13 protein-coding genes are annotated in these 16409 nt (G+C 40.9%); 7 read left to right on the forward strand and 6 right to left on the reverse strand.

The annotated features are described in order from the left end of the window. Positions 1-97: 97 nt before the first annotated feature. Both H6G79_RS13120 and H6G79_RS13125 read right to left on the reverse strand, forming a co-directional pair. On the reverse strand, positions 98-466 hold the full coding sequence (locus H6G79_RS13120) for a hypothetical protein (RefSeq protein WP_190589345.1): 369 nt from the start codon (positions 464-466) through the stop codon (positions 98-100). Between the two features lie 315 nt (positions 467-781). Continuing rightward, on the reverse strand, positions 782-1714 hold the full coding sequence (locus H6G79_RS13125; RefSeq protein WP_190589346.1) for an alpha-amylase family glycosyl hydrolase: 933 nt from the start codon (positions 1712-1714) through the stop codon (positions 782-784). A 109-nt stretch (positions 1715-1823) separates the two neighbouring features. Here H6G79_RS13125 and H6G79_RS13130 point away from each other — a divergent pair, with 109 nt between their 5' ends. Both H6G79_RS13130 and H6G79_RS13135 read left to right on the forward strand, forming a co-directional pair. Further along, positions 1824-2177, forward strand: a complete 354-nt coding sequence (locus H6G79_RS13130) for a hypothetical protein (RefSeq protein ID WP_190589347.1) — start codon at positions 1824-1826, stop codon at positions 2175-2177. After that, positions 2174-2503, forward strand: a complete 330-nt coding sequence (locus tag H6G79_RS13135) for a hypothetical protein (protein ID WP_190589348.1) — start codon at positions 2174-2176, stop codon at positions 2501-2503. The genes H6G79_RS13130 and H6G79_RS13135 overlap by 4 nt, the downstream gene beginning before the upstream one ends. A 20-nt stretch (positions 2504-2523) precedes the next feature. Here the strand turns inward: H6G79_RS13135 and H6G79_RS13140 are convergent, their stop codons facing one another. Next, the gene (locus tag H6G79_RS13140) at positions 2524-2679 is read right to left on the reverse strand and encodes a hypothetical protein (RefSeq protein WP_190589349.1); all 156 of its coding nucleotides are present in this window, start codon (positions 2677-2679) and stop codon (positions 2524-2526) included. 41 nt (positions 2680-2720) lie between these two features. After that, on the reverse strand, positions 2721-3860 hold the full coding sequence (locus tag H6G79_RS13145) for an acyltransferase family protein (RefSeq protein ID WP_190589350.1): 1140 nt from the start codon (positions 3858-3860) through the stop codon (positions 2721-2723). A 156-nt stretch (positions 3861-4016) separates the two neighbouring features. On the opposite strand from H6G79_RS13145, the gene H6G79_RS13150 reads away from it, so the two are divergent. The 4 genes from H6G79_RS13150 to H6G79_RS13165 all read left to right on the forward strand — a co-directional run bounded on the left by H6G79_RS13150 (position 4017) and on the right by H6G79_RS13165 (position 10727). Then, positions 4017-5537, forward strand: a complete 1521-nt coding sequence (locus H6G79_RS13150; protein ID WP_190589351.1) for a glycoside hydrolase family 10 protein — start codon at positions 4017-4019, stop codon at positions 5535-5537. 631 nt (positions 5538-6168) lie between these two features. Next, positions 6169-8205 (forward strand): pentapeptide repeat-containing protein, encoded by a 2037-nt coding sequence (locus tag H6G79_RS13155; protein ID WP_190589352.1) that lies wholly within the window; start codon positions 6169-6171, stop codon positions 8203-8205. Positions 8206-8648: 443 nt separating this feature from the next. Next, positions 8649-9893 (forward strand): bifunctional sterol desaturase/short chain dehydrogenase, encoded by a 1245-nt coding sequence (locus H6G79_RS13160; RefSeq protein WP_190589353.1) that lies wholly within the window; start codon positions 8649-8651, stop codon positions 9891-9893. A gap of 264 nt (positions 9894-10157) precedes the next feature. Next, positions 10158-10727, forward strand: a complete 570-nt coding sequence (locus H6G79_RS13165; protein WP_190589354.1) for a Uma2 family endonuclease — start codon at positions 10158-10160, stop codon at positions 10725-10727. 180 nt (positions 10728-10907) lie between these two features. Here the strand turns inward: H6G79_RS13165 and H6G79_RS13170 are convergent, their stop codons facing one another. Both H6G79_RS13170 and H6G79_RS13175 read right to left on the reverse strand, forming a co-directional pair. Continuing rightward, the gene (locus H6G79_RS13170) at positions 10908-13058 is read right to left on the reverse strand and encodes a PAS domain-containing sensor histidine kinase (protein WP_242048328.1); all 2151 of its coding nucleotides are present in this window, start codon (positions 13056-13058) and stop codon (positions 10908-10910) included. A gap of 93 nt (positions 13059-13151) precedes the next feature. Continuing rightward, the gene (locus H6G79_RS13175) at positions 13152-15728 is read right to left on the reverse strand and encodes a PAS domain S-box protein (RefSeq protein WP_190589356.1); all 2577 of its coding nucleotides are present in this window, start codon (positions 15726-15728) and stop codon (positions 13152-13154) included. A gap of 258 nt (positions 15729-15986) precedes the next feature. On the opposite strand from H6G79_RS13175, the gene H6G79_RS13180 reads away from it, so the two are divergent. Beyond that, a complete protein-coding gene (locus H6G79_RS13180; RefSeq protein ID WP_190589357.1) occupies positions 15987-16400 on the forward strand; it encodes a heavy metal-responsive transcriptional regulator in 414 nt (137 codons plus the stop codon). Positions 16401-16409: the final 9 nt, after the last annotated feature.

The raw sequence follows: 16409 nt of genomic DNA on the forward strand, positions 1-16409 counted from the left end.
AAGCTCATTAAACGCAGAGCTTATGGCTTAACTAACTTTAATAGTTTTAGAAGAAGGGTTTTACTAAATTGGTATTTCTGTTGTTAACTTAACATATCTACTCTCGGAGAGCCAAAATATTTTGCGATCGCTGGATGGTTGCAAGAAAAAAATTGGGCGCATTTTCTCCAAGAAATTGCGATAGTTCAGATTTTAATTCCAACAAATGCACAAATGGTAAAACTTCTTGTTGCAGAGCATCAATAATCGATTGTACTTGTTTTGAAGCGAAAAGTAATGTTAAATTATTTCCAATTAAATCGGCTGCGGAAATCCCAAAAAATTCACTTGTATTTTCACTAGCTTGTAGAATCTTGAGATGTGGTAATTCCAAAGCTAACAGGACACCAAATGGTTGAATATAACCAGGAATGTTGATTGGTTCCTGATCGCAGTCAATGACAGTCATCGTATCAAAATCGGTCATTTTGAAATTGTAATATTTTATTTTTTCGAGAGAATTTGATGAGCAAAAAAGACATTTTATACCAAGTGTTTTCAGTTTACACTGTATTTAGCCAGAGATGGAATGAGGAAATGTTGGGAACGAGATGAATTTTGTGTTTCCGTGAAAAATTGTATGATCAAGTTAGTTATTTTTGCATATAACATTTATCCCAAAAATATCTTAGTGGCAAAAGTTTGGTAATTGCGATCGCTCCCCCAATGCCAATAATAAAAGAGCGTATATACATATATATATACGCTCTACGAGGAGAGAAAATTGGCAGTAAAGAGAAACTTATTCGTAAATAACAAACCCAGCCGCAGGGACAGTAATTTTCACCGCTTTCCCATTCCTGGCTGCAACTTTCACTGTTTGACCGACTTGTTGTTTATCGGTAGAGTAAATGCAAGTTAGGAAATCACCTTCATTGTGTAATTCGTTATCAATCGTCACCCAAGCTTCACGAGGTTGATCATAGTCGGTATTGATAGCTGCGACTATTTCTTGGTCGCTGAGAATGCGAGACCAAGGGACAACAGAACGAATTTCATTACCGATGATTTGGGGTAAACCAAAGTTTACGCCATCACCAGAAATCGGACGGAGATATTGACGACCACGACTTAAAGCTTTCTTCGTGCTTCTAATTTTGAGAATTTGGGAAATTTCTTGATAAATGTAATTGTCTTCGTTAAAGAAGTGAACGCCTTTAGTAGCAAATGCGCCAAATTCACCGCCAAACATAGACTCGCGCAAATAGCGATCGCTATCTCCATGTCCATCAAAACCTTGTTCTGTACCATAATAAATACAAGGGATACCCAGCGTTAAAGCGTTGAGTGCTAAAGCGTTCAGTACTACTTTTGTCGCATCTTTATCTGCACAAAATCTGGCTTTGTTTTGTCCCTTACGTACTTGGTCATGGTCGTCGAACATCGTCACGACCTTATCTCTAAACCAAATGTGAGATTCTTTCTGTACCAGTAAAGAATTACGGAACAAACTAAAGTAATCTCTAGGGTTACGATATCCTTTCACCAAATATTCCAGTTTGTCAGGAATCTCATCAACACCTAAAGCAGCATCTAAACCTGTCTCCTCTAAAGTTTCAAATGCTCTCCTTCTTCCGCCAGTAATTTCACCAACCAAAAAGAATCTTTCTTTACCAATACTTTGGGCAAACTCATGAATCATCGAAGCAAAAATGCGCGTTGCGCCTTTATCCATGTGTTTGACAGGGGGGTGGGGTTGAAATGTACCTCATCCAACCGAGAACCGCTATATGTCATTACGAGGAACGAAGCAATCGCAAAATCTTACCATTCTGAGCGAGTTCATGAGATTGCTACTCTTCTCCCAAAGGGAGACGCTACGCGAACGGGAAGCCACTTCGTGTCTACGTCATTCCTCTGGAGCGAGACGCTACGCGATCGCTTGTCAGAAATTATTCAGCCGGATCTACAGTTTGGATCTTAGTGGAATTCCAATGCAAAACCTCCCACCTCCATCCAATATGCCTGACGGAAGAATGTATCCGCCACTTGATGACTATATAACTCGACATCCCGACGGTAGTATTACGGCAAAGTCACGAGGTCATCGCATTAAGATAGATGCGGATGGTAGTATGACAATCACAAACAGGAAATCAGGACAAGTAGAATTCAGTAAACCTGGATCTGGACAATGATTTACAAGAAAGAAGATTTTAACGATTCAGGAGACCAAGCATCTGAGTCAACAATACTCGATAAGATTTCTGTCCTTGCTAAACAAATAAAATTGTCTTTTCCAGGAGCAATAACGACCCTAGAAATCTTTTCTTCATGTTCTGCCATGCTTGACATTCGCCTAAATAACAAGCTGTTTGTCTTGGATTATTCTCCTACAAATGGTTTTGGGATTGATGAAGTGAGAGAAGAAGATGCTTTTAACACAGGCTACAGATTTAACACGAAAGATTTCTATATCGCCACAGAGGAACTGAATAAGTTGATCAAATCTACAGAAAAATAAAGTGTCTGCCATGAAAAGCATTAGTCATGATTCTCATAAATACTTTCACGGGTAAAAGCCTCTGGCTGTAATGCTCTATCACCGCCAAAGTTTCTCACTCGTTCATCAATCAACCTGAGTAGAGGTTCACTAATTCCAGTGACTTCAATTTTGTGATTGTCCATATTGTTTTTCATGATATGTTTCCAATGTAGGGGCAATGGTTGGAAAGCCCCTACTAAATTTTGAAAAACCAACGCCGACGATACATTCCATACAGAATTGTCCACCACAATAAAACCATGACTATGGCAAATGCAAGTGAACCATTGAATGTCCCCGCCCAAGAGCGAAATAGGTTGTCATAAATCCAGTTGTAGGTTGTGCTGCTGCCAATGTTAGTTTTGAGTAAAATTCGGGTGAGTATGCCAGAACCAACAAACAAAAAGATGGCATTTAATCCCATCACTTCTAATGGTAGTCCCCAGTTTCTCAAATTGCGGACTTCGATGAGTTCATAACACAAAGCTAAAGTGAGTAATGCCCAACCTGCGGTAAACACAACATAAGAACTTGTCCACAGTTGTTTATTAATGGGAAATAAAAATCCCCACAATAATCCAATTACTAAGGCAATTAAACCAAAAATTACTAAATTTATACTTGTGCGGCTTTTAATTGGCTGAATGCGTAACCAGTCGCCTGTAAAATATCCCAAAAAGACGGTAACAACAGATGGCAAAGTACTAAATAAGCCTTCTGGGTCAAAGGAACCAGCGCGATAAATATGTTTACCTAGAATTATGCGGTCAATGTAACCACTGAAATTTCCTTCTGGGGTGAGATTTCCAGCGCCAAAGCCAGGGACGGGGATAAATTGCATCGCCAGCCAGTAACCGATGAGGATAACAGCTGTTAGTATCCATAACCAACGGCGGGAAAGATTGAGAACTGCTAAGGCTGCAAGTACATAAGCAAGGCTGATGCGCTGCAAGACTCCCATAATTCGCAGTGTGCCGAAATTGGGTGGTATGCCTTTAATTAACCAATCAAGGGTTAAAGACACCAGCGCCAGGAACAAGCCCAGGGCAAATAATATCAGACCACGGCGGAAAATACGCTGATAGACAGTAGCCGTCGGGCGATTTTCTGGGGTGTACTTGGCGAAAGAAAACGGCATTGCGACACCGACAATAAATAAAAAGAATGGAAAAACCAAGTCTGTCGGTGTGCAACCATGCCATTTTGCATGGTCGAGAGGGGGATAGACATAATCCCAATTACCGGGATTATTCACTAAAATCATAGAGGCGATCGCAATTCCCCGAAATACATCCAGGGAAACGAGGCGCGTAGAGGGTGTAGAGGAATTTTTCATAACGTTATAGTTTAATCTGTTCAACGCTCCTCCAAAACTTTTGTGAACATCAAAGACATTTTTCTTAGTGGATTTTTACGTCTAGGAAAGCAGCACAGGAATTTAATTCTTACCGCCTGTCTCCTGTCTCCTGTCTCCTGTCTCATCCCAGTCCAAATGGCTGACTCCTCACCCCAGCCAGCCGCTATCATTCCCCCATCACCCAGCCGAGAATTTCGGGGGGTGTGGGTTGCAAGTGTGGCTAATATTGACTGGCCTTCTAAACCGGGTTTAACCACCAGTCAACAACAAGCCGAGTTAATTACAATACTCGATCGCGCGGCCAAATTAAAACTCAATGCCGTGATTTTACAAGTCCGTCCTGATTGTGATGCCTTATACCAATCTACATTAGAACCTTGGTCAGAATTTTTAACAGGACAAATGGGTAAACCACCCGCACCTTATTATGACCCCTTAGCTTTTGCAGTGGCAGAAGCCCATAAACGCGGACTGGAATTACACGCTTGGTTTAATCCTTATCGCGCCAGTCATCCCCAGGGCAAATCAACAGTTGCACCGAATCATATCAGCAAAACTCATCCACAATTAGTCAAACGTTACGGCAAATATCTCTGGTTAGACCCCGGTGAAAAAGCCGTGCAGGATTACACCGTGCAAGTCATTATGGATGTTGTGAATCGATATGATATCGATGGTGTGCATATTGATGATTACTTTTATCCCTATCCCGAAAAAGATAGAAGAAATAAAAAAATTGATTTTCCTGACCAAATTAGTTGGCAAAAATATCAACAATCAGGAGGGACAGCAACCCGTGATGATTGGCGGCGAGAAAACGTCAACACCTTAATTCAACGACTTTATCAAAGCATTAAAACAGCTAAACCTTGGGTGAAATTTGGTATTAGTCCTTTTGGCATTTGGCAACCAGGATTTCCCAAACAAATAGGCAATGAAAAAGCGTTTAATGCTTATCAAGAACTATATGCAGATTCTCGCAAATGGTTAATGAATGGTTGGTTAGATTATCTCTCACCCCAACTTTATTGGAAAATTGCACAGCCCCAAGAAAGCTATCCTGTATTGTTGAATTGGTGGACATCACAAAACACTCAATCTCGACATATTTGGCCAGGAATTTATACTAGCCGCATCGGACAAAACAGCCGCACAGCTTGGCCTGCTAAAGAAATTGTCTATCAAATTAAAACAACTCAAGGTCATGTTGGTTCTGATGGCAATATTCACTTTAGTATGAAACCTCTGCTACAAAATCGCGGCGGCATTGCAGATTTATTACCACAAGATGTTTATCACCATCCCGCATTAGTCCCGGCATCACCTTGGTTAGATAATACACCACCCGAAAAACCACAAGTCAGTTTAGCAAAAGATGTCACTGGAACTAAAACAGTTCTGAGATGGCAAGCTACAGGTAAACAAGCAGTTTGGTTATGGGTTGTGCAGACCAAAACAGGTAATGAATGGAATACCAATATTTTACCGGCTGGGCAGAATTCAACTTTGTTAAATAATCATCAAGTTGAAGATGTCGCTGTGTCGGCGGTGACTCGTTATGGTGTGCAAGGAACAAGCGCCGTTGTGGAAATTCCTCGATATCAAGTGAGACAGTCTAATGTTCGCAGTTCTGTGCCAAGATTAAATTCTCGTTAATGAAGTTCTGATACTCATTAATGAGTCTTTGATACTCACGCGAGAGTCTTTTATACTCGTGCGCGAGTCTTGAATACTCGTGAATGAGTCTTTGATACTCACGCGAGAGTCTTGAATACTCGTGAGCGAGTCTTTGATACTCACGCGAGAGTTTTGAATACTCGTGAATGAGTCTTTGATACTCATGCGAGAGTCTTGGATACTCATGCGAGAGCCTTTTATACTCGCTCACGAGTCTTTAATACTCATGCGAGAGCCTTTGATACTCGTGAATCAGTTTTACCTCTCCCTAACCTTTCCAAGGGAAAGGCTACTGTGTACACACAAGTCAAAAATTTTTATGTTCAACCACATCCCGCCTAGAACTAAAGTTCCAGGCTAATAGCTAAAGTCCACTCAAGTGGACTGGAAGACATTTTTAGTTGAGTCATCTTTAGATGACTTGCGCTATTAGACTCGGAATTCATTCCGAGGCGGGACAGATGCACTAAACGAATATTTGTGTGTATACCTTACCCTTTTTAATGGAGGTTGTAGGGATCTGTGAAGACTAATAAAGCTAAACCGAGAAATATTGGAATTAACAGGCTGAAGCGTGTAGTAAAATTTGCCTAAGTGCGTAAAACTACAGATGGCTTTAGACTTCTCCGGTCAAAATCTCCGAGGACGCAACTTCAAAGGACAAAACCTTGCAGGTGCAAACTTTAGCTATGCCGATATTCGAGGCGCAAACTTTAGCGGTGCTAACTTGACAGAGGCAAATTTCAGTCACGCCAAAGCTGGACTACAAAAACGTTGGGTAATTGGTTTAGTTCTTGTCTCGTTCTTATTGTCAGCATTGTCAGGATATCTCTGGGCTGTTAATGGTTACTTGGTGTCACTGATATTTGAATCATCTATAGAAAACCAAATTTCGGGATGGGTGACTCTAATCATATTGATTGCTTTCTACTTCATCACAATCCGTCAAGGATTCACAGATGCTTTAGGAGCAGTCGCCGTCGCCGTCGCCGTCGCCTTTACCGGAGCCTTTACCTTCGCCTTTGCTGGAGCCTTCGCCAGAGCCTTTGCTGGATCTGTTGCGAGCGCCTTTGCCGGAGTCTTCGCCGTCGCTTTTACTGGAGCCTTCACTGGAGCGATTGCCGGATCTAGAACCGTCGCCTTTACCGGAGCCTTCACCGGATTCATTGCCGGAGGTATATCTGTTGTTGAAGCTAGAGCCGTGGTTGTTGCATTGACCGGAGCCGTCGCCTTCACCTTCGCAGGAATGTTACTAAGTATTTACATCGCTTCCTCAGCGATGAAAGGAAATGAAAAATATTCTCTAGTTCGTAATATGGCGATCGCCTTTGCAGCTACAGGCGGTACAAGCTTTCGTAACGCCAATTTAACCAATGCCAAATTCGCCGAAGCCACACTCAAAAGCAGCGATTTCCGCAACGCTACTCTTACTCGTACTCATTGGCATCAAGCCAAAATGCTTGACCGTGTGCGCCCTGGTAAAACCTATCTGCAAAACTCACAAGTACGCCAACTGCTAGTTACTGGACAAGGACAAGACAAAAACTTCGATCGCCAAAACCTGCGGGGTATAAACTTACAATCAGCTAACCTAGCAGATGCCAGCTTTATCAGCACTGACCTCAGTGAAGCTAACTTGCAAGATGCTGATTTATCCAGAGCCAAACTTAAACAAACCCAACTCGACGCAACCGATTTAACAGGCGCAATTCTCACAGGTGCATTCATTGAAGATTGGGGCATTACCAGAGAAACTAAACTGTATGGAGTGAGGTGTGAATATATCTTCATGCGCTTACCCACGAAAGAAAATCCCGACCCCCTCCGCAAACCAGATAATCACCAAGAAGTATTTCAAGACGGTGACTTTGCCGAATTTATCCAACCAATTTTTGACACCCTCGACCTTTATCACAATCAAGGCGTTGACCCCCGCGCCATTGCTATTGCGTTCAAAAAATTAGCAGAAAATCACCCCGAAGACGAGTTAGAAATTGTCGCAATAGAGAAACGCGGCGATGATAAATTATTAATCCGCGCCAAAACTGCGGTAGACGTTAATAAATCGCAACTGAGTGCCGAATATTTTGCAGATTATAATCAACTCAAAGCTTTATCTCAAAGTCAACAATCATTACTTATAGAAAAAGACGATCGCATTCGTAGTTTAGAAACTATGCTGACAACTGCTCTCCAGCAGCCCAAATATTATATAGAAGGAGATAATAAAGTGTCTGATATTAGCGGCATTAGTATTCAAGGCAGCAGTAATGTTAGTGGTATTGCGGGTGGTGGTTCTGTTGCCAACTTAGGAATAATTAGCGGCAATGTAAATATTGCCATTAATGAGTTACCCGATTCCCCCAATAGTGAGCAACCAGGAATTAAAGAATTACTCACACAATTACAACAGGCAATTTCCCAATCTTCAGAATTATCTGATGAAGATAAAGCCGAGGCTTTAGAACAAGTGAAAACTTTAGCCGAAGCAGGTCAAAATCCCCAAGAACCTGCCAAGCAAAAAACTGCCAAGACAGCCATCACCATGTTAAAAGGTTTATTTTCTGGCTTACCCGCCGTCGCTACATTGGTAGAAGCAGCAAATAATTTATTACCTGTCATTTCTAAACTATTTGGGTTGGGATAATTCTGGAGGTTTAGATCCCCGACTTCTTCAAGAAGTCGGGGATATTGGGGAACACATATCTTGCACATAGCCCCAACGAATGGAATTCGCGGCTATAAAAACGTAGACGCGCAAGCGGCTTCCCGCAGGGTAGTCCGCCTACGCAGACTAATGCAAAATCAAGGGTTTTGAACCCACACAGGAGGTCACTAATACCAAATTGAAGAATGATTGCGACAAATGAATTGCCCAAAAGCTTACCAGTAAAGCCTGTCTCAATCCAAAATTTAAAATCTAAAATCCAAAATGGTATAAGCTTGTCCTGAGCATAGCCGAAGGGCTTGTCGAAGTGCGGGTTTTGTCTGTGTCCAAGACGCAACTCTTGTCTGCTCTCGCCGTGACACCAGTAAAAATTTTTAGATTGAATATAAAGATTGATTAAGATTAATGGCGTACTGAAAAATATGATTAAGATGTTAGCTGAAAACTGGACTGTGATTGAAGCAAATTTACAGATTAACTGGCTGCTGGTAAATAACTGTTTGCAGTTTGCGGCTTGGGGAGTTTTTTCCCTGTTGCTGGCGGAGGTACTCAGGGATACTTACCATGCTTTATGTCACAAAGTAAGTTGGTTAGCTAAATGGCACAACAAGCATCATGCAGCCTATCGCCGCGACTTATCGGTAGTTTCTCTGAAAATGTACCAAGAGTCTCAGCTTTACCATGACATTGTAGAGTCGGTGCTTTTAGTCTTTGTTTTAACAATAGTTGCCTTATTGGTGAACCAATGGGGGTTGTGGTTCGGGGTATTATATGCTTGCACCTTTTTGTATGGGGCATCGGTGCGATATTTTCAAGGGAAAATAGAGACGGACTATAATCACTTACCCGGCCCTTTAGAAATTATTCCTTCGAGTTTTTGGGTAAATCGTGCTTACCATTGGCGACACCATTTTGATGATGTGAACGCTTATTACAGTGGTGTGTTTCCGTTGGTGGATAAAATTTTAGGTACAGCACTTTCTCTTAAAGGTAAAACCATCGCCATAACCGGTGCATCGGGAACTCTGGGACAAGCGTTAACAGCAGAACTGATTCAACACAATGCCAAGGTTGTAGCGATTACTACAAATCCAGATAAGTTAGTCACTCAAACCGGGGTAATGGTACTTCCTTGGGAGTTGGGGAATGAGGTACAACTGCGAGATAGGTTAGAAAAAGTCGATATTTTGATTATCAATCATGGTGTGAATGTTTATGGCGATCGCACACCCCAAGCCATCAATTCATCTTATGAGGTGAATACTTTTTCAGCATTGCGGTTGATGGATATCTTCATGACAACGGTGACGGGGCCACAAGACAAAGCCACCAAAGAAATTTGGGTTAATACTTCGGAAGCAGAGGTATCACCAGCCCTCAGTCCACTTTATGAACTGAGTAAACGCACCCTGGGAAATATTATTACCCTCAAACGTTTAGAAGGTAATTGCATCATTCGCAAATTAATCCTCGGCCCGTTTAAAAGTCAACTTAATCCCTATGGGGTGATGTCAGCTACCCAAGTGGCAAAATTCATTGTATTTTTAGCAGTCCGAGACTTTCGCAATATTATCGTGACAATTAATCCCCTGACTTATTTGCTATTTCCTTTCAAGGAGACTAGTACATGGCTGTATTATCGCGTGTTTAGTAAAGCTAAGAACTAGTAGTCTGCCAAGGAAACTTTGCGTTGTGGTCAGCAGAGGAGCAGAGGGGCAGAGGGGCAGGGGGGAAAGACTTACTGCAAGTTTCTCCCCTGCTCCCCTGCTCCCTTGCTTACCTCCACGTAGCAATTTTGGGTTGGTACACTACTAGAATTAATGCGATCGCTCATCAGTAAGATGTAGGATGGCGATCGTATGTATAATTCTGACTCGGTTCTAGCAGATAAAATGAAACAAAGACAGGCAACCAGCTAAACGGAAACTATTATGAGTCAAGCTATTGAAGGAGTACGCTGGACAATCCACGATATAGAGGTTCTACCTGAAAATGAGTGGACACGCTACGAAATTATTAATGGAGAACTGTTTGTGACTCGCACGCCTCACTATCGTCATCAACAAATATGTGGTAAAACTTTTCGCCAGCTTGATATTTGGTCAGAGTCTAGTGGTTTGGGCGTGACAATTATATCTCCTGGGTTGATTTTTTCGGAGGCAGATAGTGTTATCCCCGATGTAGTTTGGGTTAGCCAAGAAAGATTAGCCCAAATTGAAGATGAAGCAGGACATTTAACAGCCGCGCCAGAATTGGTAATCGAAGTATTATCTCCCGGTACACAAAACGAACGTCGAGATAAGGAAGCAAAACTGAAACTTTATTCAATTCATGGTGTGCGTGAGTATTGGATTTTGAATCGCTTTACTAAACAAGTGGAAGTTTATCGCCGAGAAAAAGCCCAGTTAATTTTAGTTGCAACTTTGATAGGTGATGATGAAATAACTTCGCCACTTTTACCAGGATTTTGTTGTTCTATTAGTTGCTGTTTTCCTGAATAATCATAGCAGAAGGCAGGAGAGAAGAGGGTTATAGCTTTGTTTACCTTTCTTAACTTAGTTTTGTTTTTTCCCACCGAATTACTTATTCATACTAAGTTGCTTTCAGAAATAGTATTCCTACTCCCCACTCTCTACTCCCTACTCCCAGCCCAAATTACTATCTTTGATTGCAACTTGGTATCAGCTAATTGGTAGGGTGAACCAAAATGTTACGCCTGTTTCTAATCCACTTTGGACACCAATTTCACCACCATGTGCTTGAACAATTTGTTTACACAAATATAAGCCCAAACCTAAACCTAAAGAATAAGGATTATTCTTGCCCCGAAAATATAAATCAAATAATCTTTGGCTTTGTTCTGGGCTAATACCAACACCGTTATCGCTGACGGTACAATAAATTTTTTCACCTTCAACTATGGCATTAATTATAATTTGCAATCCTGGTAAATTATGTTTGATGGCATTGCCAATTAAGTTAGAAAATACTCGCCATAGTTGTGTTGCATCGGCGTTGATTGAGGGTAAATCTGCGGTGACAAGATTGATGAGATGAGTTTGATTTTTTCGCAGCATTGGTTCTAAATCTGCGATCGCATCGGCGATAATCATATCTAACTGCACAGGTTGACGCTGTAAAACTAACCCTTGCATATCATTGACATGGGCTTCCATCAAGGAATTAATTAAGTTTAATTGGCGATCGCTACTCTGCACCATCCGTTCTAAAGTGGTACGGGGTAAAGAAATTACATTACTCTCCTCTCCTGCATTTTCTAGCAAATTCTTCAGCACCATCAAACTACCCAAAACTGGGTTACGTAAGTCATGAGATACTGCATGGAAAAAGACTCGCAGTGCTTCTTCGGTACGCTGGCGATCGCGCAATGCTGCCTGAAGTTCGCTAATATCTAAAATTATCCCCACTAAGCCGCCCAAGGAACCATCGACTTTAGAAAAGCTGGCTTTGTAAAATATGACATCATGTTTGGTTTGATCAGCAAACACCAAAAAACTTTCGTAAGTTTGCACTTGTTGTTGTTCCAACAAGGTCATATCTGCGTGATAATATTGGTCAGCCAATTCTCTGGGTGCTAAGTCATAATCAGATTTACCAAGAATTTGTTCTTTGCGTAAACCCAGAACCGCTTCAAACGCTGTGTTGCAACCAAGGTATAAACCTTGAGTATTCTTATAAAAAACAGGAGTGGGAATTGTATCGATTAAAACTTGTAAGAAATCGATTTGTTCTTGTAAGGCTTCTTCGGCTTGTTTGCGTTGGGTAATATCCTCAATTAACCCTTCATAATAAAGTAATTTTCCGGCTGCATCACGCACAGCATAGGCTTTTTCCGAAATCCAAACTATACTGCCATCTTGGCGATAAATTTGTGATTCAAATTCGGAGATAATGCCATACTTTTCAATTAAGCGCACAAACTCAGCCCGACGCTTGGGGTCAACATACAACTGATTTTCAATATCTGTAAAATTAGCTGTAACTTCTTCTGGTGAAGAATAGCCATAAATTTTAGCTAATGCCGGATTAGCTGTAATATATCGACCATCAGGACTACTTTGAAAAATCCCTTCAATGGCGTTTTCAAAAATACTGCGATATTTGGCTTCGGCGACGACTAATTTGCGATTAGCTGATTCTAATTCTTTGCGGGCGTAAAATTCCGAACGTTGTAGGCGATCGTATAAATAAACTCCCAAATCACAGATAACACAAAACCAGAATATATATAAAACAAATGTCACATTATATATTTCTGGATGTTCTGGTTTAAGTGTTTTTAATCCCAAGGCAGTATTCACAATAAAATAGTAACCTAAAATACTTACCTGAGATATAAAATGGAGCGGCCAGCGCACTGGCATAAATATAGCTTGACTAAGAAATAGCAACGACCAACCAACAATATCTGGTAAGGCAAAACCTTTAATTGTGGCGAACAATTGCGACGCAAAACCAACTGACCAAGATGTACCTAAAAATAATCTACCTGGGTGACGATGACCAAAGCGAGTTTTATGTAAACTAAAACAAATCAATAAACTCAGTAACATGGAAACGTTAATCGCCAGTCCTTGAATCCTGACTATTCTTGGTATCTGTACCAATTCTTGTAGAGAAAAGAATAAGTCATAAATATCGCGGACAGTAAAAGTCAATAAACAAATAAATGCCAACCATAACCACAGACGTAATCTCTGCCAAAAAAAATGATTACGCCAAGAGTGATATTCACCAGTAATTACATCAATTTTTGGTGCTGAAAAAACTTGTTGCCACCAAATTCCAAATTTTTGCAATAATTTAGCCATTAGTGTCTTACCAACTTTGACCATACCATCGCAGGTGTTGTTCCATTTTCTCCCTCGTATTTATTATGATCAGTTATGGCTACATTTTGACGACTAATCGGCTACAGACAATGTGAACCAAAATGTTAATCCTCGTTTGCGGTTACTAATTACACCAATTTCGCCGCCATGTGCTTGAATAATTTGGCGACATAAATACATTTTCAACCCTAGAATTGTGGAACAAGGTGCTTGGGGTTCTCGCACATATAAATCAAACAGGCGATCGCCTTCTGTTTTACTCATGGTGACACCGTTATGTTCAATTTGAATTTTGACCATACTTTCCACAACGGTGGCTGTCAGCGCCAATTTCAACCCTGGGGGATTTTGTTGCAAACTATAAATTAACAAGGTCAGCAACACTGTTTGTAACTGTGTGGGATCTGTCTTGATTAATGGCAAATCTTCGTTAATTAAGTTTTCGAGTGTTGCCTGATTTTGCCACAACAGTGGTTGTAAGTCGGGCAGAATTTTTTCGAGGAGTGTGTTTAAATTTACCTGCTGGAGATTTATAATAACACCTTGCTCCATACAACAATGAATTTCTAACAAAGAGTTAATCATTGTGAGTTGGCGATCGTTCCCTTGAATCATCCGTTCAATTACTGAACTAGGTACAGGAATTGACTGAGAAACAGCAGGGTAAGAAGTTTCTGCTGGTGGTGTATGGGAACAGAGGAGGACAGGTGGTGATTGTTCCCCAACTCCCAAATCCCGACTCCCGACTCCCCCATTTTCTAGCAAATTCTTCAGTACCATCAAATTGCCCATAACTGTGGTGCGTAAATCATGGGCGACTGTATGCAGCACCACATCTTTGACTTGTTGCAGTTTTTCTAATTCCTGCATTTTTTGTTGCAGTTGGGCGGTGCGTTCTTCTACTTGGCGTTCGAGGTTGGTGTTGAGTTCGGCGAGTTCTTGGTAAAGTTGCGCTTGCTGAATAGCGATCGCTAATTGTTCTGATAATTGTTGGAGTAAGTCGATTTCTATCGGTTGCCATTGACGGGGGGCAGAACATTGATTAGCAACTAAAGCACCAATTAATTCTTCCCCTAACATAATTGGTACAGCTAAACTTGCCCTTGTCTGAAATTGTTGATAATTGGCTTGTAATTTTGGCGATACTGTGATTTTGCTGACATCTTCCACTACACGCACGCGATGAGTTGCAAAAATAGTTTTCAATTCTTGCAAATAACTTTTATCTTCTGGTGTCCAACCCAATATAGAAGGATATTTGGGGTCTACTGATTCTGCGATTTTTTTGACTTTTACCTCATAATTATTCAGCCCAATAAAAACCCGATCAGCTTGTAGAAATTGCCTGACTTCTGACACGGTGGTTTGGAGAATTTGCTCTAAATTCAGGGAAGAGCGAATCCTAACCAGCGTTTCCGTCAACAAGCGATCGCGCTGTGCTGTCAACCGCATTTGGGCTTCTGCTTGCTTACGGGCGGTAATATCATGATTAATCGCTAAAATACAGGGTACACCATCTAAATCAATCACATCGGCAGACAGTAAGGTGGTGCGAATTTCGCCGGACTTGCGCCGAAAGGTAAATTCTAAGTTGCTGATGGCTCCCTTGGTTTGTAAATCTGCTACTAATTGAGTGCGATCGCTTTCATTTACCCAGATTTTTAAATCAAAAGCTGTATGACCAATTACTTCATTCTGCTCATAGCCTGATAGCTGCATAAAACTATCATTAACTTCGATGAAGCGTCCTTCTTTCAATGTACTAATACTAATTGGATCGGGACTACAATTAAAAGCTTTAGAAAACTTTTGTGCCAAATTTTGTAGTGAAGTTTCTACTTGTTTCCGCTCTGTAATATCCCGAACAATCGCTAATACTTCATCAGCGCCGCTAACTACTAACCGCGCCTCATAATCACGAATACCCTTTGGTGTTGGTAATTGATATTCGCAAGTTTGCAAACTGCCAGCATCCAAAGTTTTCGCAATGGTTTCTTGTCCAATTAAGGCTAGATCATTTGGTAATAAATCTCGCATATTTTTACCAACTATCTCTTCTTTCGTTAAAGTGAGACTGATACCATCACCTTTCAAATCAAGATATTCACCATCACGACTCATCCGAAACATCAAATCTGGAATTGCTGCCAAAATTGCTTGGTACCTCGCCTCACTGGTGCGTAACTCTTCTTCGGTTTGTTTTCTAGGAGTAATATCTATCACTAAACCATTACAGAGAATATCACCGTTTGCTTCTGCTTCTAGTTGGCAAGCTCCTTGAATATACTTGAGTTTACCACTAGGAGTCATAATTCTGCCTTCCCAATGCCAAGGTTTAAGTGTACTAAAAGCTACAGCCAGAGATTTCTTAAACTTGGTTCTATCTTCGGGATGAATTAGCTGGTATAAAATTTGCCAGTCTGCTTGAATTAGTTCTGGTTCTAATTCTGACAAGTCTCGACAACCAGAACTTACGTATAAAACCACCTGGGAACCATCCGCCTGTTGTCGGAATTGAAAAATCATCCCTGGTAAAATAGCAGCAATTTTGTCCAACAAAGTGATAGTCTCTGGCAGAAATTCAAGTTTACGTAGTAATTTTAAGGATTCATCCACTATTTCACCCTTTGATACCCAAGCAACTGACATGATTTGTCAAGAGATGGTAACTATGGCGACAATTTCGCTGTTGTCAACATCAGTGCTAACAGCAGCAAAACATAGCCTTATTTCAGGTTAATTCTTGATGGGGCGATCGCATTCACCCAATCGGGTGAACCATTGGCTTACACCACTTTGGATTGTAAATTAGTTGATGCCCGGAACAATATTTTCTTGAGACTCTCCAGTAGAATGGAGAGTTTAAGATAAGATCAGTAATCATGTCTGACTAAAAGTTTACGAATTATGTTCACCCCAACAGCAACAAAACAAATTGGTGTAGTTGCCAAAGAAAGCGGCGTACCAATTAAAACCATTCGCTACTACGAAGAACTCGGACTACTTCAATCATCAGGTAGAACCGAAGGCGGATTTAGATTATTTAACTCTGATGTTTTAGCGCGACTGCACTTTATCAAACGCGCTCAAAGTTTAGGCTTAAGTTTGTCAGAAATTAAAGAGTTTTTAAATGTTCATGATAGTGGTAAATTACCTTGTGAACATATCAAAGCGAAATTAGAAGACAAGGTAAAAGCTATTGATGAACAAATTCAACAATTAATGATTTTGCGACAAGAATTATCAGGCTTACTTTCTGGTTGGGAAATCAAACCTGATCATTCTCATTCTACTATTTGCCCCATCATTGAAAATGAATAAATCGTACCA

The sequence above is a fragment of the Anabaena sp. FACHB-83 genome (genome assembly GCF_014697485.1).
In the GTDB taxonomy this organism is placed as follows: Bacteria; Cyanobacteriota; Cyanobacteriia; order Cyanobacteriales; family Nostocaceae; genus Nostoc_B.